Here is a 21354-nt window from a genome sequence, read left to right as displayed (position 1 = left end):
CGATGTTATCCCTTTTCTATATTCTAGGTTGGCAAATTGGGCAGTAATGTGTTCCCCTTCCGCCAACAACTGTTTTTTCTAATAGCGTACCGCAAGTCACACACGGTTCTCCTTTTTTCCCATATACATTTAGAAGTTCTTGGAACGAACCAATTTGTCCTTGTGAATTAATATACGTTCTAATTGTACTTCCGCCTCGCTTAACAGCTTCGCCCAGCGTTGTAACAATCGCCTCGTAAATTCTTTCTATTTCTTCTTTTGTTAAAGATGCAGCTTCTCGTTCTGGGTGAATTTGAGAACGGAATAACACTTCATCTACATATATATTTCCAAGCCCTACTAAAAGACGCTGATCTAATAATACGACTTTTATTTTACGATTTGTTTTTTGCAATCTTTCTTGTAAATACTGCGGTGTCAATTCAGCATCAAATGGCTCCGGGCCTAAGTCAGCAAGAGGCATTTGATTCAACTCTTCACCTTTCTTAAAGAGATGCATCGTACCAAACTTTCTCACATCTTTATAATGTAATTCAGTTCCATCTGTAAATAAGAAACGGACGTGCGTATGTTTATCAATCGGCTCATCCTCTTGATGAAGTAAAAACTTACCTTCCATGCGCAAATGTGAAACAATTACATAGTTCGTTACATACAAAAGCAAAAACTTACCTCTTCGCTTTATATTTTCAATTGTCTCGCCTCTTAGCATTTCTTTAAAAATTTCTGCATCATCCGGTCGTTTTACTATTTTGGGATAAGTAATAACGACATTTTCAATCGTTTTTCCTGTTACAAGATTTTCAAGCGTCCGTCTAACGTTTTCAACCTCTGGTAATTCCGGCATTTCATCACGTCCTTATTTCGCATCGTACCAAGTTGGACCGTAAGAATAATCAACTTTCAATGGAACGGCTAGTTCAATTGCATGCTCCATTACTTCAGGTACAAGCTTCTCTAATTTTTCAATTTCTTCTTTTGGTGCTTCAAATATCAATTCATCGTGTACTTGCAGAAGAAGACGTGCTTGTAATCCTTCTTCTTCTAGACGATCTGCCATAATAATCATCGCTTTTTTAATAATATCAGCCGCACTACCTTGAATTGGTGTATTCATAGCTGTACGCTCAGCAAAGCTACGTAAATTGAAATTACGACTCGTAATTTCCGGAATATAACGGCGACGATTTAATAATGTAACCACATATCCTTTTTGTTTCGCATCTTTTACGATTTCATCCATGTATTCTTGTACACCAGGGAAACTTTCTAAATACTTTTCAATAAATTCCGCTGCTGCTTTTCTTGTAATTCCTAAGTTTTGCGAAAGACCATAATCACTAATACCATACACAATTCCGAAGTTAACAGCTTTTGCTTGTCGTCTCATGTTAGATGTTACTTCATCTTTCCCAACACCAAATACATCCATAGCTGTTTTCGTATGAATATCCATGTCATGTTGGAACGCTTCAACTAACCCTGGATCATTTGCAATGTGAGCAAGCACACGAAGTTCGATTTGTGAATAATCAGCCGCGTACATGATCCATCCTTCTTCTGATGGAACGAATGCCTGACGAATCTTTCTTCCTTCTTCTAAGCGAATCGGGATATTTTGTAAGTTCGGATCTGTTGAACTTAATCGACCTGTTTGCGTTAACACTTGATTAAAACGAGTATGGATTTTAGATGAATCTTCATGTACAACTTTCAATAAACCTTCAATGTAAGTTGAATTTAGCTTTCCTAATTGACGGTAATGTAAAATATTTGGAATAATTTCATGACGATCCATAAGTTTATCTAATACATCCGCCGACGTAGAATAACCTGTTTTCGTCTTTTTAATAACTGGTAAGTTTAAATTCTCAAACAGAATAACCCCAAGTTGCTTCGGTGAATTAATATTAAATTCTGTTCCCGCAAGCTTATAAATTTCCTGTTCCATTTCCTTTAATCTACCTGCAAGTTCTTCTCCCATATTACGAAGACGCTCCGTATCAACTTTTACACCTTTCACTTCCATATCAGCTAATACACGTGCAAGTGGTAATTCTAATTCCGTAAATAATTCATATTGCTCGTTCTTTTTTAATTCTTCTAAGAACGTTTGCTTTACATCATATAATACATGCACTTTACGAGCTACATGCTCCGCTACTACCTCTAGCTCCGGAACAGCACGCTTCGCACCTTTTCCGTAAACTTCTTCGTCAGATTTTACGGCATGCGTTTCTTTCATTTTCGCTACAGTACGGAAATCTTTATCTGTATCGGCTGGATCAAGTAAATAAGCGGCAATTAATAAATCAAAGTCAATCCCTTGAATATCTACACCTTTCCACTTGAGAGCAACGATAGCACGCTTCGCATCAAATGTATGTTTTCTCATTTCTCCATTTGCAAGCCACTCTTTAAAAGCATCCGATTTAAGAGCAACATCGGCCGGAATGAAGTAACAACCATTTTCATTTTGAATACCAAAACCTTGAATATCGGCTTTATGATAATTATCTTCTTGCACTTCAACAATAAGCGCACTATCTTGCTGAAGCATTTCTTCTGCAACTTCTTCTACAATATCAAATGTAATATCATCTAATTCAGCTGGAGCCGTTTCCTCCGGCGTAACACCTAACTTATTTAAAAGGGATGTAAATCCTAAATTCTCGAACATTGGAATCAAATCGTTTGGTTCATACCCTTTATATTCCATATCATCTACATGCACAGTAATCGGTGCGTCTGTAATAATAGTCGCAAGTTCTTTACTCATAAGAGCTTGTTCTTTATTCGCTTCTAACTTTTCTTTTAATTTCTTTCCACTCACTTGATCTAAGTTTTCATATACTGCTTCTACCGTTTCAAATTGCGTTAATAATTTAATGGCTGTCTTCTCACCAACACCTGGTACACCTGGAATGTTATCCGATTGGTCTCCCATTAAACCTTTCATATCGATAATTTGCTTTGGTGATAAGCTATATTTCTCAAATAAAGCTTCTTTCGTATATTCATCTACTTCCGTAATACCTTTGCGAGGAATACATACGAGTGTATTATCTGAAACAAGTTGCAGTAAATCTTTATCTCCTGAAATAACTTTAACATGAAACCCTTGCTCACTCGCTTCTTTCGCTAACGTTCCCATAATGTCATCCGCTTCATAATTTTCCAGCTCATAACGCGGTACATTGAATGCATCAAGCACCTCACGAATAAACGGGAATTGCTCTGATAACTCAGGTGGAGTCTTTTGACGCCCTCCCTTGTAATCACTATACGTTTTATGACGGAATGTTGTTTTCCCCGCATCAAACGCCACAAGCATATGCGTCGGTTTTTCTTCCTCTAGTATCCTCATTAACATCATTGTAAAACCATAAATTGCGTTCGTATGTATACCTTTGTCGTTATTTAAAAGCGGTAGTGCAAAGAAAGCACGATACGCGATATTATTACCATCTACTAATACGACTTTTTTTTCCAAACTACAAACCTCCCCATACATATTTGAAACGATTTTTTCCACAGAAAAAAACCGTTCCTGTCCTCTCTCTATATTAACATGACTAATAGAGAGAAGAAAAATAACGGTTTTTTTCTATCATATATAAACAGACTTACATTGGCATAAAGGGAAGTGACGAGAATAGCATAACTACTCTCGTCCAAAATTACTCCTTGGATGAAGGGGTTTTCATATATTATATTAACAGAGCTTTATTAATATTTAATTAAGCCATTGTTAATATATTGTAAATATCCTTCATCCTATTTTTCAGTAGCTGATTTTGGTAAAACAACTGTAAATGTTGTTCCTTCCCCAACCTCACTATCCACCGTAATCGTACCTTGATGCGCTTCAACTAAATGTTTTACAATCGATAAACCAAGACCCGTTCCACCCGTATTTCTACTTCTTGCTTTATCCACTCGGTAAAAGCGTTCAAAAATACGCGGAATTTCATCTTTACTAATACCAATTCCAGTATCAGATACTTTTATATAAGCATTATATTTATCTTCTGCCAATTCAACAGAAACAACGCCTCCAGCCGGTGTGTATACAATCGCGTTATTAATTAAATTAATAAAGATTTGTTTCAAGCGACCTGGATCTCCAATAACGGAAACTCGTTTCAATGCATTCACTTGTAAAGAGATTTCTTTTTCTCCCGCTTTATTATCAAGCACCATATGAATATCTTCAAGAAGTTCCTTCATATCAACGGTCCCCATATTTAGTTTAAACCCTTGTTGCTCAATCTTTGACAAGTCTAATAAATCTTCAATTAATCCTTGCATGCGTTCACTTTCTTTTAAAATAATATGTAAGAAATGTTCGCAGAATTTTTTATTATCCATAGCCCCATCCAAGAGCGTTTCTGAAAAACCTTTAATAGAAGTAATTGGCGTCTTTAGTTCATGAGAAACATTCGCTAAAAAGTCTTTTCTCATTTGTTCTAATTTCTTTAACTCTGTTATGTCATGGAACACAAGAACAATACCTTTCCATTCATGGTTCGTCCCGATAATCGGCGCTCCATATACTTCAAAGTGCTTTCGCTCAATTCCAAGCGGCAATAACATTTGTTTACGCACTTTCACTTCTGTCATAAAGATTTCTTCCACAAGCTCAATAATTTCTGTATGGTGAAATGATTCATAATATAAGCGATCTAAATATTCTTCATCTGTTACGTGGAAAGTTTCCTTATAAGAACGGTTTACAAGGTTTATATAACCGCGGCTATCAATTAAAATCATTCCGCTTCCCATATTTTCAATTAACGTATGCAGACGATCCTGTTGCATTTCCTGCTCAAGAGTCATCTCTTGTAAATTACGAGCTAAAATATTAATCGCTTTACTCAGCATCCCTGTTTCATCCGAATGACTTTCATAAGCGCGTGCTTTATAATTTCCCTTCGCTAATTCAATGGCAACTTTCGTAACTGATTCAATCGGCCTAATATATTGCCCCGTAATTTTCATACCTAAAAATACGACTACGAGACAAGCGATAACAAATCCTATAATTAATAATCCCCACGTTTTTTGATGTACGTCTTTCAGTGGCTCAATTGTACTTTTCACCAAAATATATCCTTGTTTTCCTGCTAGATCTTGAACGAACACCGCATGATAAAATTCATTCTTTTGATCTGTTTCTTGCGTAATCACTTTACTTCGTTGTTTTGCTGCTTCAGAAGAAAGTTCTTTAATCATCTCTTGATTAAATGCAGATGGTTGCCCTCCGCTATATTGAACTTTCTTTTTTTCATCAACAAATATAATAGAAGCTGGTATTTTTTCTTCTAACTTTTCAAATACATAAGGCTTTTTTAAAACAGCATCAAACCCTTGCTCTTCTGCTAATACCGCAACATAGTGTGTCTCTTTTATCATTCTCTCTTTAGCATGATCTATATAGTAGTTTTCAAATACAGTTTCTAATAATACACCTAGTCCAACTAAAATAAAAACGATAAGAGAAACAAATGTAAAAAGAAGCCTGGAACGAAACTTATTCATCCACTTTTGGCTCCTCTAATTTATAACCTAAACCACGTATCGTTTTAATGTACGTCGGTTTTTTCGTATTTTGTTCAATTTTATCGCGCAAATGGCTAATATGGACATCAACAATTCTTGTATCACCGGCAAAATCATAATTCCATACAGCACTTAATAATTGGTCACGAGTTAATACACGACTTTTATTTTTCGCAAGATAAACAAGTAACTCAAATTCTTTCGGTGTTAATTCCAGTTTCCTTCCTTGGAAGTACGCTTCATAAAACTCCGGTAAAATTTTAAGCTCTGCAATTTTGATGCTCTCTTCATCTGGCGATTCTGAAACTTGTTCTTCCTGCTGTAATTTCGTACGGCGCAAAATCGCCTTCACACGAGCAACAACTTCCCTTGGACTAAATGGCTTCGTCATATAATCATCAGCCCCAAGCTCAAGACCTAGCACCTTATCAAATTCATCATCTTTTGCTGTTAACATTAAAATCGGCGTCATAATACGCTGCAATCGTAATTCTTTACAAACTTCCATACCATCCATTTTTGGAAGCATTAAATCTAATATAATTAAATCTGGGCGTTCTGTAGTCGCTTTTTGAAGCGCCATTTCTCCATCCATTGCTGTAATAACTTCAAACCCAGCTTGTTGTAAATTAAATTCAATTAAAGTTAAGATAAATTCCTCATCATCAACTACTAAAATACGATTGTTCATTCTTTTCCTCCAAGTTATAGACTTGAAACCTTCTTCATCCTAGTATTTTCCCCGTTATTCTCATCATACTAGAAAACAAGGTCTCCCTCAATATAATTGTCTATTCATGGAGCTCGTTTGTACTAGAGTTTCGGAAAATAAAAGCAATCGTAACTTCATTCCCTCTATCCGGTCGCTATCCAAACTTTATAGATGAATCTATCTTTTTTAAATTCTTCTTCCGTATGAACTATAAACTCTCGATTTTGCGCTAGGAAAAACGAAAGAGCATACGCTATTTTATAATCTGGTGTTTCATATCCATCAAATACTTTCCCGTACATTTCATTCGCAATTGAATCGGCCCATACTTCAGCTTCTCTTATCGTTTCAAAAATAATGTCTTCCCTCTCCCATTTCACAGTTATATCACCCTTTCCAAACAAAAAGTAGCGCTAGCATACCCTTAATAAGAATATGACTAACGCTACTTTTATATCATTCTAACTTTCATTTTTTAAAAATTATCTAATGCTTTTTCCATAATGGAAACAGATTTAAAAGGTGGTGTTACTGTTAATGAACCTTTTACAACAGTTTCTCCTTTTTCATCATGAGCAAATACAAGCATATCAATTGTATGTTCCTCCTCTGAAACAGCCACAACTTCAAAGTGGATTTGTAACGTTTCATAATGGTGAACATGTTTCACGAACGTAAGGTCCTTCCTAGTAATATGACTACCTGGACCTGGTAAATATTTCGTAACCGCCGTTGTAATCAGCCCCGTTAGCATAATGCTTGGGACAATCGGCTTTTCATACGGAGTTTGGGATGCGTAATCATGCTGAATATATAATGGATTGGCATCATTCGTTAACCCTAAGTACAATAACAAATCTTTATCCTCAATTTTTTCAGTGATAGATAATTTCTCTCCTACTGTAATTTCATCCATTCTACGACCAATTTGAACTTTTTTCTTTAACATGTTACAACCCCCTCCGATTTTTTCACCTTATTATCCTACTAAAAGCGATACCTTATCCGAAATTTACTGTGATGAGGGCAATGTATAGTATAAGTCTATAGTTTCATTATAGGACACACCAAATGATAGCGTTTTCATATTATTTCAAAAAAACATTTCAATATATAGTAGAAAAAGATTCGGGGCCCCGAATCTTTTTCCACTTATATTTAATTATTAAACAAGAACTTTCATAACGTTACGTACAGATTCTACAGAGCGATCTAACGCTTCTTTCTCATCTGCAAGAAGTTCTAATTCAATAATTTTTTCAATTCCGTTACCACCTAGAATTACTGGTACCCCTAAGTAAAGGTCACTATAACCATATTCACCTTCAAGGTACGCAATAGCCGGTAATACACGGCGTTGATCTTTCAAGATCGCTTCTGTCATTTCAACTAAAGAAGCTGCTGGTGCGTAATATGCACTACCGTTTCCTAATAAGCCTACAATCTCACCGCCACCTTTACGTGTACGTTCTACGATTGCTTCTAAACGCTCTTTTGGAATTAATGTTTCTAACGGAATGCCACCTGCATAGGAATAGCGTACAAGAGGTACCATATCGTCACCATGTCCACCAAGAACAAATCCTGTAATGTCTTTCACAGAAAGGTTTAACTCTTGTGAAATAAATGTACGGAAACGAGCTGTATCTAATACGCCCGATTGACCGATAACACGCTCTTTCGGGAATCCAGCTTCTTTAAATACAGAATATGTCATTGCATCAACTGGATTTGTTAATACAAGAATAATCGCATTTGGTGAATGTTTTGCAATGTCGCGCGTAATACTTTTCATAATTTTAGAGTTTGTTGCTACTAAGTCATCACGGCTCATACCAGGCTTACGTGCAATACCTGCTGTAATAACGACAACGTCAGAATCAGCAGTATCTGCGTAATCAGATGTACCAATAATGTTAGCATCAAAACCTTGTACTGGGCTCGCTTCTAACATATCTAACGCTTTCCCTTTTGTTGGATTTTCCAGCTGTGGAATGTCCACTAATACAACATCTGCAAGTTCTTTTTGTGCTAATAAGAATGCTGTTGTTGCTCCTGTAAATCCTGCACCGATGACTGAAACTTTCTTGCGTTTGATTGTCATAATTTACCCCCCGCTTTAATTATGCGTTTTTGATTATCGCTACATCCATGTTTTTAATAAGTTCATTAGCGAACTCAGAACATTTCACTTCTGTTGCACCTTCCATTAAGCGTGCGAAATCATAAGTTACTACTTTTGATTCAATTGTTTTCTCAACTGAATCAGTTACTAAATTCGCAGCTTCGTTCCATCCTAAGTGCTCTAATAATAATACACCAGAAAGAAGAACTGAAGATGGGTTTACTTTATCTAAACCTGCATATTTTGGAGCTGTACCATGTGTAGCTTCAAAGATAGCATGTCCAGTCACATAGTTAATGTTTGCACCAGGTGCAATACCAATTCCACCTACTTGTGCAGCAAGTGCATCAGAGATGTAGTCTCCGTTTAAGTTCATTGTTGCAACAACATCAAACTCACGTGGACGAGTTAAAATTTGTTGTAAGAAGATATCTGCAATAGAATCTTTTACGATGATTTTCCCAGCCACTTCTGCGTCTGCCATCGCTTTATTCGCTGCATCTTTTCCATCTTTTTCAACAATGCGATCATATTCAGCCCAAGTAAATACTTTGTCGCCGAATTCTTGTTCCGCTACTTCGTAACCCCAGTTTTTGAAAGCACCTTCTGTAAATTTCATAATGTTTCCTTTATGAACTAATGTAACAGAAGAGCGTTTTTCGTTAATTGCATATTGAATTGCAGCGCGAACAAGACGCTTTGTGCCTTCCTCTGAAATTGGTTTAATACCAATCCCTGATGTTTCTGGGAAGCGGATTTTATTAACACCCATTGCTTCTTTTAAGAAAGCAAGAACTTTTTCTGCTTCTGGAGAACCTTGTGCATATTCAATTCCAGCGTAAATGTCTTCTGTATTTTCACGGAAAATAACCATATCAGTATCTTCCGGACGTTTTACAGGTGAAGGAACACCTTCAAAATAACGAACTGGACGTAGACATACATATAAATCTAATTCTTGACGAAGCGCTACGTTTAGAGAACGAATACCACCGCCAACTGGAGTTGTAAGTGGACCTTTAATTGCGATTAAATATTCACGAATTAAATTTAAAGTCTCTTCTGGTAACCACTCGCCTGTTTGGTTGAATGCTTTTTCCCCTGCAAGCACTTCTTTCCAAACGATTTTCTTCTCACCATCATAAGCTTTTTCAACTGCTGCTTCTATTACGCGAGATGCTGCAGCCCAAATATCAGGACCAATTCCATCTCCTTCGATAAATGGAATAATCGGATTGTTTGGTACATTCATAACACCATTAGTTACAGTAATTTTTTCACCTGTTGTCAATGTGATAACCCCCATGTTTGAAATTTCATATGTATGAAACTGAGGGAATAACCCCTCAGTTCAAACCGTTAGTCAAATTTAAATATTCTAATCATTACATCTTCCCAAAAAAATCAGACTTTTGAAAGCGTATTTTCACTATCAAAATAGTGTTTTTCGCTTATCGTTGCGCTAGCGGAACGTACACTTGATGTGTCGGTCCATCATAATCAGCACGCGGACGGATTAAACGGTTGTTTTCATATTGTTCTAGAATATGAGCTAACCAGCCTGACATACGGCTAATTGCAAAGATAGGTGTAAATAAGTCATGGTCAATTCCTAAACAATGGTATACAGAAGCTGAATAGAAATCAACATTTGGTGGAAGACCTTTTTCTTTTGTTACAATGTCTTCAATTTTGATAGACATATTATACCATTTGTCTTCTCCTAAAAGCACGCATAATCTCTTAGACATTTCGCGTAAGTGTTTCGCGCGTGGATCACCATGCTCATATACGCGATGACCAAATCCCATAATTTTCACTTTATTTTGAAGAGCATTATGAATATATGATTCTACATTTTCTTCTTCGCCAATTTCAGTTAACATCTTCATTACATTTTCATTTGCCCCGCCGTGAAGAGGACCTTTTAATGCACCGATTGCTGCTGTAATACCAGAATACACATCTGAAAGTGTAGCTACGCAAACACGTGCAGTAAATGTAGAAGCGTTTAACTCATGATCGGCATGAAGTACAAGTGCCTTATCAAAAGCCTCAATTTCAACTTCATTTGGCTCACGATCATTTAACATGTACAAGAAGTTTGCAGCTAATGATAGATCTTTTCTTGGCTCAACAACATCTAAACCTTTGCGAATTCTTGCATAAGCCGCAATTAAAGTTCCGACTTGAGCCTGTAATTTAACCGCTTTCAAATAATTAGACTTTCCATCCATTATTTCAGCGCTCTCATCATATAATGATAGCATGGAAATCGCAGTTCGTAAAACCGACATCGGGTGCGCGATTTTTAAATCTACTTGTTTCAAATATGTTAAAATCTCACCTGGTACTTTATAGTATTCAGATACTGTTCCACTAAATTCCGCTAGTTCTTTTTCGTTAGGAAGCTTGCGGTGCCATAATAAGTACACTACTTCTTCGAACGTAGCATTCTCAGCTAAATCATCAATATTATACCCAACATAAGTTAATGTATCATCAATAATAGAGCTCACAGATGATGTTGTTGCTACTACCCCTTCTAAACCTCGAATAACAGTCATGACATTCTCTCCTTTTCCTGAAAATTCTCCCAACCTTGCTCCTTATATCTATTTGCTCCCCTTATAAATTATGAACGCTCGTTCACTCTTTAGGCAAGCAAAATGCACGTTCATGCAAATTTATTGCGATGTTCCCCTCTTATTGTCCATTGCTTACATGGAAAGCATGAGCGTGAATGTCTCCCCGAATCCTCACGCTCAGAACAACAAGTTAGTGAGGAAAATGAATTCCGAAGAGTTTATGATAAAAACAACATAAAACAATATCATTATAAAATTGTTTTATGTTGTTTTTATTTTATCTGGTGTAAATTCTCTGCTGTTATGTAACTTTTCAAAGTTTCTAATCCTATTATAAACAATTATCTGACTTTTGTGAACAGAAAGAATTCAAAAATTTTATATTACTATAAAATTCCTCATTTAAACATCTGTATAATACTCATAACTGCATAGGCAATTCCAGCCCCAATTAATGGACCTACAGCAACTCCATTAAATAAAGCTACAGCTATAATTGTCCCAAAAACAAGTGCGGTTGTAATATGTGGGTCCGTCGTCAATAATTGTACGCCGCCTTTCGCTAACAAAGCGACCGCCACACCTGAGGCTAAAGCAATCCATGCATAATACGATTTCGCTGCTTCTCCGAGTTGTTTAAAGCCTATTTCCCCTGTCGCAATCGGTACGAGCACCGCTATTGTAATGACTGTTACACCAAGGTTAATCCCTTTCGTTTGTAGATAAGGAAAGACTTTATCTCCTAAAAACGTAAACTTCAATAAAAATAACACTCCAACAGCTACAGTAAGCGATTGGTTTTTAGCAATTAGTCCTATAATAAGTAGTATGAATAAAAATAACGTTGACTGACTAATCATGATTACACTTCCTTTCTGAAAATAATGAACTCGCTTCCAAACAAAAATACCTTTAAACCTATCGTTATACATGCTATATCGATGTATATGCAACAATAACCACTTCATTTTTTTCATATTTTAAAATGACAAACTGAAACTCTAACCATCAAAAATTTAAGCATGTATACATTTTTAAAAACGGTCGTCTCTCCTTTCTTTTCTATTAAGAAACAGGTAAAATAAAAAGAAGAGAAAATGAAGTTTTTACCATATAGTAGAAGCATCAACACCAAGCTTTTCCGGTCACTCATATACTGAAAAAGCAGGAAAAATCCATCATTCCACTATAACATAAAGTGAAACTTTGATCAGTGAATCTCACTAGTTATAAGTTGAACGAATTAGGATAATCCAAATTGGAATGGGAGGTATACATCTTTGAACCGAAACTTACTATATATGATATTACGACTCATATTTGTCATTGTAGCAACGGTAGTTGGGTTCTATGCATTGCTGTACATGTCAGGCCTTATCTACCCTTTTATTATCGCTTTTGCATTCGCTTATTTGATTAATCCTGTCGTCAATTTCCTTAATAAAAAACTACAATTCCCTCGCGCATTAGCGGTACTCGTTAGCTTAATTCTCGTATTCGGAGCTATCGTTGGACTTGTTACATACCTTGTAACTGAAGCAATATCTGCCACAACGTACTTACTACAAATTGTTACAGTAAAGTTTCCAGATATCGTTGCATTCGCCCAACAATTTGCACTTAACCATATTATGCCTCTCTATGATGATTTAATCTCTAAATTTAATCATCTCGGAGAACCACAGCGATACACTATTACACAAAACATTCAAAACTTAGGCACCGAAGCAACGACACAAATGAAAGAACTTTTAACCGCCATTATAAGTGGGTTAACAAATTTCATTAGTGCATTACCAACAACTTTAACTGTCCTTGTCTTCGTCTTATTAGCCACCTTCTTCATTAGTTACGATTGGCACCGTCTTGCTCATAAAGTAAGAAAACTTCTACCTAATCGTGTGCATGGATACGGAAAAACTATTTTTGTCGATTTAAGAAAAGCTTTGTTTGGTTTTGTTAAAGCGCAACTTACACTCGTATCTATGACAACTATCATTGTACTAATCGGCCTTTTAATATTACGCGTGCCATACGCAATTACTATCGCGATTATTACAGGGGTTGTAGATTTACTCCCGTATTTAGGAACTGGAGCCGTCTTCGTTCCTTGGGTTATATACGTATTTTTCACAGGCGATACTGCATTCGCCATCGGTCTTCTCATCCTATACATCGTCGTGATTGTCCAAAGACAAATCATGGAGCCAAAAGTACTTTCATCTAATATTGGACTAGATCCATTAGCGACACTCATCGCTCTATTTGTCGGCTTTAAGCTCTTTGGTTTTTTAGGATTAATCATCGGTCCAGTCATATTAGTACTACTTAATACATTACACAAAGCTCATGTATTCCACGACTTATGGAAATTCATTAAGGGTTCACCATCAAAATAATATTTCCTAATTCATACACAATAAAAAATCAACTGTAATCAGTGGGAAATTCCCACTGATTATTCACTGTACTTTTTTGTACTACCTACATCTATAAGAGAATTTCCTAAAAAAGGATAATCCTCTTATTTTTTTGCATGAAAACGCATATTTTAGGGGAAAAACACATTTTTATTCTATATATTTCATAATTATTACTTACATTTATTACTTTTTATGTAAATGAATAAATATACAAAATAAGGCAGGTGAACCCTTTAATCAGTAATTTTCCTTCTCCTGTCTAACTTCTGCTCACTAGTCGAATCTTATTACAAGCAAAAAACATCATCCTAATGTAACACTTTTCATTCACAAGAACCCTCTGCATCCTATCGCTTAATAACTAACAAAAATCCAACCCGAGCAGGAAGCTAACAATTGACTATAAATAGCAAATAAAAAAATAACGCGTAGATCGCTATAATCTACGCGTTATTTCTGAACAATAATAGTAGTTCTCTTTCTAAATTTCCAATCAATCCACTTCATAACAGCCGGCTTCAATAAAGCCCTCGTTATAGGAACAACAAAGATAAAACCTATTATATCCGTCACATATCCAGGCAGTACTAAAAGAATACCTCCTACGAATATAAAAATACCATCTAGAACCGCATCACCCGGCATTTCTCCTCTATTTAACCTAAATTGAATCTCTCTAAGTACTTTAAACCCTTGTCGTTTCGCCAAATATACACCCACAATACCCGTAAATACAATCATAGCGAACGTAGACCATAAACCTATTACATGACTCGACCCTATTAACACCGTAATCTCAATCGCCGGCACTAAAATAAGTAAGAACAGTAACCACTTCATAGCTCGCACTCCTTCACATTTCATTTAAAAGGTTTGAAAGTATCACCCTTGCAAAACCCCTTATAAGCCCCTTAAAACGCCCATACAAGCTTCATAAAGGACAAATAACCCTCTTCCACTAAACGTTATAATAAACGTTTTTCAAAGCGATTTCAGGTATTTAAAGCTATCTCTATCCTTTTTTGTGTAAAAAAAAGAGAAGGACTCCGATCCTTCTCTCCGTATTACTTCTTATAGCACTTCCGCATGTCCATTATAAACAATTCCGCGTGCTGCATCAACTGTTACTTCTTGGCCATTTTTTAAAGTTGTTGTTACGCCGTTTACACCAACGATAACAGGAATACCGATTGATACACCTACAACAGCTGCATGACTTGTTAGACCGCCTTCTTCTACAACTAGAGCAGCAGCTTTTTCAATTGCAGGAATCATATCTTTATCTGTGCTTGTTGTAACAAGGATATCACCTTTGTTTACGTTCGCTACAGCTTCAGCAGCTGTTTTCGCTACAACTACTTTACCTTTTGCAGATTTACGACCGATCCCTTGCCCTTTAGCAACTTTTTCACCAACAACGTGGATTTTCATTAAGTTTGTTGTACCAGTTTCAGCAACTGGAACACCAGCAGTGATTACTACAGTATCTCCAAGTCCGATTAGACCCGCATCCATACCTGTTTGAATTGCTGTATCTAACATTTCGTCAGTAGAAGCTGCACGTTTCTCAGACATAAATGCTTGAACACCCCAAACAAGTGCAAGACGACGTCCTACTTGCTCGTCAGATGTTACAGCTACGATTGGAGATTTCGGACGGTATTTAGAGATCATTTTCGCAGTATGTCCACTTTCTGTTGGAGCTACGATTGCAGCTACATCAAGAGCAAGTGCTGTATGCGCAACAGATTGGCTAATTGCATCTGTAATTGTTGGAGTGAACTCTTTAATACGTTTTTTGAACATATCTTCGTATTGTAATGATTTTTCAACACGTACTGCAATGTTCGCCATCATTGTTACTGATTCTACTGGGTATTGACCCGCTGCAGTTTCACCAGAAAGCATGATTGCATCTGTGCCATCGAAGATTGCGTTTGCTACGTCACTTGCTTCCGCACGAGTTGGACGTGGGTTACGTTGCATAGAATCTAACATTTGTGTTGCAGTAATAACTGGTTTGCCTAATACGTTACATTTTTTGATTAGACGTTTTTGTACTAATGGTACTTCTTCTGGTGGAATTTCTACACCCATATCACCACGAGCAACCATTAAACCGTCAGAAACTTCTAAGATTGAATCGATGTTGTCGATACCTTCTTGGTTTTCGATTTTCGGTATAATTTGGATGTATTGAGCGTTATGCCCTTCTAATAATTCACGAATTTCTAATACGTCAGATGCTTTACGTACGAAAGATGCTGCGATGAAATCAACTTTTTGCTCGATACCGAAAACGATATCTTGCACGTCTTTTTCAGTGATACCAGGAAGCTTAATGCTTACGTTTGGTACGTTAACACCTTTTTTATTTTTTACAGTTCCGCTGTTTAATACTTTTGTACGGATGTTTCCGTCAGCTTTCTCGATTACTTCTAGTTCGATAAGACCGTCATCGATTAGAATACGAGAACCTGGATCAACATCATCATAAAGACCAGCATAAGATACAGAGAACTTCTCTGCAGTTCCTAATACTTGTTCAGTAGAAAGAATTACTTCTGCACCTGTTACAAGCTCAGCTTGTCCGTCTACGAAGTCGTGTGTACGGATTTCTGGACCTTTTGTATCAAGTAAGATACCAACTGTTTTACCAGTTTTCTTTGAAGCTTCACGAATATTTTTAATACGAGCTCCATGCTCTTCATGGCTACCATGAGAGAAGTTTAAACGAGCAACGTTCATACCCGCTTCCATTAATTGCTCTAATTTCTCAATACTTTCACTAGCAGGACCTATAGTACATACAATTTTAGTTTTACGCATATTGCACCTCCGAAAATTATGAAACCGTTCCCAAATACAAGGCATTAAGCCAATTAGATAGATAATTCTTTAGATAATTGATACATATCTTTATCGATTGTATGCTTTTGAGCTAACGCTTCGATAATGTCATGATCAACAAGTTTATTATTTTGAATACCAACACAACGTCCGCCATTACCAGCAATTAATAATTCAACTGCTCTTGCGCCAAGACGACTAGCTAATACACGGTCTTGTGCACTTGGTGATCCACCACGTTGTACGTGACCTAATACAGTTACACGAGTATCAAAGCTTGTTGCTTCTTCAATGTGCTTACCGATGTCAATTGCACTTCCAACACCTTCAGCTACAACGATAATACTGTGCTTTTTACCACGTTCACTACCGCGTTTTAGACGAGCGATAACATCATCCATGTCATACTTCTCTTCTGGAATTAAGATAGTTTCTGCACCATCAGCTAAACCAGCCCATAATGCGATATCTCCAGCGTGACGTCCCATTACTTCGATAACATATGTACGTTCATGAGATGTAGCTGTATCACGGATTTTATCAATTGCATCAATAACAGTATTTAAAGCTGTATCAAAACCAATTGTGAAGTCTGTTCCAGGGATATCATTGTCGATTGTACCTGGTACACCTACACATGGGAATCCTTGCTCAGTTAATTTTTTTGCGCCTTGGTACGAACCATCTCCACCAATAACGACAAGTCCTTCAATACCATGTTTCTTTAATTGCTCGATTCCTTTTAGTCGTACTTCTGGGTCTTTAAACTCAGGACATCTTGCTGTATATAATTTTGTACCACCACGGTGGATAATATCGCCAACAGAACCAAGTTCTAATTTTTCAATATGACCAGAAATTAAACCAGCGTATCCATGGTAAATACCATATACTTCAATATCATGGAAAATCGCTTTACGAACAACTGCACGAATGGCAGCATTCATACCAGGTGAATCTCCACCACTTGTTAATACACCAATACGTTTCATTTGTACTCACCTCATAAAGATTATTTGCCTTATAATAAAATAACACGAAAAAATACAAAAACACAATGGAGAAGATGTGTCTTTTCATAATAAAAACGTGCATTCGCGAAGAGGAACGCACGCTTTTCTTATTTTATCCCAATGGAAGCGTTTGAAAACGAAACTTGCCCAATTTTCATATATTTTTCATAACGTTTTTCGATTAATTCATCTTTCGAAATTCCGCTTAATTGTTCAAAAGTTTTCTTAAGCATTAAATCTATATTTTCTGATTGTTTCAAAACATTACGATGTGCTCCGCCTTTTGCCTCTGGAATAATTTCGTCAATTACACCTAATTCTTTCAAATCTAATGCTGTAATTTTCATCGCTTCTGCAGCTTCTTTTGCTTTACCAGCATCTTTCCAAAGAATCGCCGCCGCACCCTCTGGTGTAATAACAGAATAAGTGGAATTTTCCAGCATATGAATGTAATCTCCTACTCCAAGACCTAACGCACCACCGCTACCACCTTCACCGATAACGATACAAATAACAGGTACAGTTAAACCCGCCATTTCAAATAAATTACGGGCAATTGCCTCACTTTGTCCACGTTCTTCAGCTGCTTTACCAGGATAAGCTCCCTTCGTATCGATGAAACAAATAATGGGACGACTAAACTTTTCCGCTTGTTTCATTAGACGCAGTGCTTTTCGATATCCTTCTGGATGAGGCATCCCAAAATTACGACGAATATTTTCTTTCGTATCTTTTCCGCGTTGGTGCCCAATTACAGTTACGGGCATCCCCTTATATTTCGCAATGCCGCCGACAATCGCTGCATCGTCGCCAAATAGGCGATCTCCATGACATTCAAAAAAATTAGTAAATAAGTGCTCAATATAATCGAGCGTTGTCGGTCGTTCTGCATGACGAGCAATTTGAACACGGTCCCATACTTTCATATTGCCGTATATATCTTCCTCTAGTTTTTCTAGCTTGTCTTCCAAAATACGAATCTCCTCACTGAAGTCCATCTGGCTGTTTTTCGTATAGTCTTTCAGTTCACGAATCTTATTTCTTAGCTCAACAACTGGTTTTTCAAATTCTAGCTCTGCCATACAGCCATTTCCCCCCCTTGATGAACTTCTAAAATCTTACGGAGTGATTCTCTCATATCATCACGATGCACCACCGCATCTAATTGACCGTGCTCTAGTAAAAATTCTGCCGTTTGGAAATCTTCCGGTAGTTTCTCACGCACTGTTTGTTCAATTACGCGTCTACCAGCAAATCCGATAAGTGCACCTGGCTCTGCAAGATTGTAATCACCAAGTGAAGCGAAACTCGCTGAAACCCCGCCCGTCGTTGGGTGAGTCATAACAGAAATAAATAACCCTCCTGCATTACTATGCTTTTTCAAAGCTACGCTTGTTTTTGCCATTTGCATTAAACTTAATATCCCTTCTTGCATACGAGCACCACCCGAAGCAGTAAAGATAATAAATGGAACTTGTAAGTCGTATGCCTTTTCAACCGCACGGGCAATTTTCTCTCCTACAACAGAGCCCATGCTGCCCATTCGAAAACGAGAATCCATTACTGCAACAACAACAAGCATGTCATCAATTGTTCCTTCACCAGTTACAACCGCTTCATTCAATTTAGTCTTCTTACGATCGTTTTCTAGTTTCTCTTCATATCCCGGAAACTCAAGTGGATTTAGTGAAACCATCTCTTTGTCATACTCACGAAATGAACCTTCGTCCAATATACTATCAAGGCGTTCCCATGCATTCATCGGATGATGATATCCACAATTCACGCATACTTTTAAATTTTTAAGAAGCTCTTTCGTATACATGATTTTTTTACATTTCGGACATTTTGTCATAACGCCATCTGGTACATCTTTTCGTACTTGTTCTGAAGGTATTGCAGCGTACTTTTTCTTTTTCACGAATAAATCTCTTAGCACAATTTGACCCCCTTCATTGAGAGCTAAGGTTAGCGTAAGAAGAAAATGGGGCTAACACCAATGTTTGATGTTAGCCTTATCTTCTCAATCTGTCTAATAACCTCTCTCTTTACGTTTAACTTTAACCGCTATGCGGTAGAATGTTTGTCATAACGTGTCATGGTCATTTCGACAAATTTTATACATTACGAGTGAAACTGTATATTCTCTACTAATTCATCGTAAATTTTTAACGCATCATTTTCTTGTTTCGCTTCCAAAGTAGCATAAAGCTTTCTATACATTTCGATAGAATCTCCTGAAACTTCACAAGAAAGAGTTGCAACGTAATCATTTACGATCATCCAAATGCGATAGAGTAAATAATTATCGAATTGTTCAATAAGTGTTTTAAAGAACGTTTGATGAAGCACCGGAATTGAGCTTTCGTTTTCTTCAAGTACTTGGTGTAATTTACTTAGTACTTCAGAAAACGTTTCTTTCGGTAAATTACATACAAGTCGAATCATATCTTTCTCAAGCAATCGTTTTGTTTGTAATAAATCACGAATTGTTTTCTCATCTTGCAGCAAGAACGGAGCAATTAATTGTACAAGACCGTTATCGTAAAAGTTTCGAATAAACGTTCCCTCACCACGTCTCGTTTCAATTAATCCTACCAGCTCTAACGCACGTAATGCTTCTCTTACAGAGGAACGTCCAACATTTAAGCGTGAACTTAACTCACGCTCAGATGGCAAACGATCTCCTGCTACTAAACAATCCTCTTCCATAATGGAACGGATTTTTTTTACAATTTCGAGATATACTTTTGTATTTGATGATGTCAATGGAAATTCCTCGCTTATTCTTTACCAATCAGCGCTAATTGTTTTGTTTTCTCAGCGACTTCATTTGGATCTACTTGACGGCGAGCTACTCCTGTCTCCATTGCTGCTTTCGCAACGTAAGCCGCTACTTGAGGCGCTACACGCGCGTCAAATGGTGCTGGAATGATATGATCTGCATTCAACTCATCCTCTGATACAAGCTCTGCAATGGCCTGTACAGCTGCCATCTTCATTTCTTCATTAATTTGTGTCGCATGTACATCAAGTGCACCGCGGAAAATACCTGGGAACGCTAGTACATTATTTACTTGGTTCGGGAAGTCAGAACGACCTGTTCCAACAACAGCTGCGCCCGCTGCTTTTGCCAATTCTGGCATAATTTCTGGAACCGGATTCGCCATTGCAAAAATAATTGCATCGTCATTCATTGTACGAACCATCTCTTCAGTTAATGCACCTGCTGCAGATACACCAATGAATACGTCCGCACCTTGTAAAACGTCAGCTAAAGAACCTTCTATACGACTCTTATTTGTATATTTTGCAACTTCATCTTTCACCGGATTCATACCGACAGGACGACCTTCATAGATTGCACCTTTACGGTCACACATAATAACGTCACGTACACCATAGCGATATAAAAGTTTAATGATTGCAATACCTGCTGCACCTGCACCATTTGCGACAACTTTAATGTCAGACATTTTCTTTCCAACTAACTTCAGCGCGTTCACAAGGCCTGCTACTGTTACGATAGCTGTTCCGTGTTGATCATCATGGAATATTGGAATGTTTGTCTCTTTTTTCAAACGTTCTTCAATAACGAAGCAGTTTGGCGCTGCGATATCTTCTAAGTTTACACCGCCAAAAGTTGGCTCCATTAATTTTACAGTTTCAACAATTTTATCTACATCGTTTGTATTTAAGGCAATCGGGAATGCATCTACACCAGCAAAGCTCTTGAATAATACAGCTTTACCTTCCATTACTGGAAGAGATGCTTCAGGTCCAATGTTACCAAGACCAAGTACAGCCGTTCCATCTGTCACAACTGCTACCATATTTCCCTTCATTGTATATTCATATACCTTACTTTTATCGTCATAAATTTCTTTACAAGGCTCTGCAACCCCTGGAGAATATGCAAGACTTAAATCTTTTGCATTTTCTACTTTTACTTTTGATACAGTTTCTAATTTTCCTTGATGCACTTTATGCATGTGAAGTGCTTCTTCACGAAGTGTTGACAAACTATCCACTCTCCTCAAATTATGCTTGCTGATATCAATTTCTCCAAGTGGTCTGACCA

General features: G+C 37.1%; 18 protein-coding genes. 1 reads left to right on the top strand and 17 read right to left on the bottom strand.

Features of this window, described 5'->3' with window-relative positions; genetic code table 11:
* Positions 1-16 precede the first annotated feature (16 nt).
* From mutM to MR066_RS21765, 10 genes are all read right to left on the bottom strand, one after another.
* The gene (mutM, locus tag MR066_RS21810; protein WP_242248498.1) at positions 17-847 is read right to left on the bottom strand and encodes a DNA-formamidopyrimidine glycosylase; all 831 of its coding nucleotides are present in this window, start codon (positions 845-847) and stop codon (positions 17-19) included.
* Between the two features lie 12 nt (positions 848-859).
* Entirely contained in the window at positions 860-3493 is a 2634-nt protein-coding gene (polA, locus tag MR066_RS21805) for a DNA polymerase I (RefSeq protein ID WP_242248497.1), read from the bottom strand.
* A gap of 284 nt (positions 3494-3777) precedes the next feature.
* Positions 3778-5541: a sensory box histidine kinase PhoR gene (gene phoR / locus MR066_RS21800; protein WP_242248496.1), complete on the bottom strand. Its 1764-nt coding sequence runs from the start codon at positions 5539-5541 to the stop codon at positions 3778-3780.
* Positions 5534-6253 carry a two-component system response regulator PhoP gene (gene phoP / locus MR066_RS21795; RefSeq protein ID WP_002015484.1) on the bottom strand — a complete coding sequence of 240 codons (720 nt, stop codon included), beginning with the start codon at positions 6251-6253 and terminating at the stop codon, positions 5534-5536. Before phoP ends, phoR begins: the two co-directional genes overlap by 8 nt.
* A 164-nt stretch (positions 6254-6417) precedes the next feature.
* The gene (locus MR066_RS21790) at positions 6418-6654 is read right to left on the bottom strand and encodes a hypothetical protein (protein WP_012261807.1); all 237 of its coding nucleotides are present in this window, start codon (positions 6652-6654) and stop codon (positions 6418-6420) included.
* A 95-nt stretch (positions 6655-6749) separates the two neighbouring features.
* Positions 6750-7223, bottom strand: coding sequence for a MaoC/PaaZ C-terminal domain-containing protein (locus MR066_RS21785; protein WP_002015489.1), 474 nt, complete (start codon positions 7221-7223; stop codon positions 6750-6752).
* A gap of 216 nt (positions 7224-7439) precedes the next feature.
* Positions 7440-8378 (bottom strand): malate dehydrogenase, encoded by a 939-nt coding sequence (gene mdh, locus MR066_RS21780; RefSeq protein WP_002034284.1) that lies wholly within the window; start codon positions 8376-8378, stop codon positions 7440-7442.
* 19 nt (positions 8379-8397) lie between these two features.
* A complete protein-coding gene (gene icd, locus MR066_RS21775; protein WP_002088934.1) occupies positions 8398-9690 on the bottom strand; it encodes an NADP-dependent isocitrate dehydrogenase in 1293 nt (430 codons plus the stop codon).
* A gap of 160 nt (positions 9691-9850) precedes the next feature.
* On the bottom strand, positions 9851-10999 hold the full coding sequence (citZ, locus tag MR066_RS21770; protein ID WP_002015492.1) for a citrate synthase: 1149 nt from the start codon (positions 10997-10999) through the stop codon (positions 9851-9853).
* A gap of 386 nt (positions 11000-11385) precedes the next feature.
* Positions 11386-11847: a DUF441 domain-containing protein gene (locus MR066_RS21765; protein ID WP_002112200.1), complete on the bottom strand. Its 462-nt coding sequence runs from the start codon at positions 11845-11847 to the stop codon at positions 11386-11388.
* A 420-nt stretch (positions 11848-12267) separates the two neighbouring features.
* On the opposite strand from MR066_RS21765, the gene ytvI reads away from it, so the two are divergent.
* Complete coding sequence (gene ytvI / locus MR066_RS21760; protein ID WP_242248494.1) at positions 12268-13386, top strand: sporulation integral membrane protein YtvI; 1119 nt, start codon at positions 12268-12270, stop codon at positions 13384-13386.
* 474 nt (positions 13387-13860) lie between these two features.
* Here ytvI and MR066_RS21755 read toward each other — a convergent pair whose 3' ends face one another.
* From MR066_RS21755 to ystJ, 7 genes are all read right to left on the bottom strand, one after another.
* A complete protein-coding gene (locus MR066_RS21755) occupies positions 13861-14250 on the bottom strand; it encodes an FxsA family protein (protein ID WP_002088939.1) in 390 nt (129 codons plus the stop codon).
* 231 nt (positions 14251-14481) lie between these two features.
* On the bottom strand, positions 14482-16239 hold the full coding sequence (pyk, locus tag MR066_RS21750) for a pyruvate kinase (protein ID WP_002088940.1): 1758 nt from the start codon (positions 16237-16239) through the stop codon (positions 14482-14484).
* A gap of 53 nt (positions 16240-16292) precedes the next feature.
* Positions 16293-17252 carry a 6-phosphofructokinase gene (gene pfkA / locus MR066_RS21745; RefSeq protein WP_000821164.1) on the bottom strand — a complete coding sequence of 320 codons (960 nt, stop codon included), beginning with the start codon at positions 17250-17252 and terminating at the stop codon, positions 16293-16295.
* 128 nt (positions 17253-17380) lie between these two features.
* Positions 17381-18355 (bottom strand): acetyl-CoA carboxylase carboxyl transferase subunit alpha, encoded by a 975-nt coding sequence (gene accA, locus MR066_RS21740; RefSeq protein WP_219303650.1) that lies wholly within the window; start codon positions 18353-18355, stop codon positions 17381-17383.
* Complete coding sequence (gene accD, locus MR066_RS21735; RefSeq protein ID WP_002015500.1) at positions 18343-19212, bottom strand: acetyl-CoA carboxylase, carboxyltransferase subunit beta; 870 nt, start codon at positions 19210-19212, stop codon at positions 18343-18345. Before accD ends, accA begins: the two co-directional genes overlap by 13 nt.
* A gap of 185 nt (positions 19213-19397) precedes the next feature.
* The gene (locus MR066_RS21730) at positions 19398-20042 is read right to left on the bottom strand and encodes a FadR/GntR family transcriptional regulator (RefSeq protein WP_113734121.1); all 645 of its coding nucleotides are present in this window, start codon (positions 20040-20042) and stop codon (positions 19398-19400) included.
* A 14-nt stretch (positions 20043-20056) separates the two neighbouring features.
* A complete protein-coding gene (gene ystJ / locus MR066_RS21725) occupies positions 20057-21265 on the bottom strand; it encodes an NADP-dependent malic enzyme (RefSeq protein ID WP_161793975.1) in 1209 nt (402 codons plus the stop codon).
* Positions 21266-21354: the final 89 nt, after the last annotated feature.

Source organism: Bacillus cereus group sp. BfR-BA-01523, from assembly GCF_022662615.1.
GTDB lineage: Bacteria > Bacillota > Bacilli > Bacillales > Bacillaceae_G > Bacillus_A > Bacillus_A mycoides.
The sequence above is the reverse complement of the archived record's forward strand: the minus strand, read 5'-3'. Positions and strand labels throughout refer to the sequence as shown.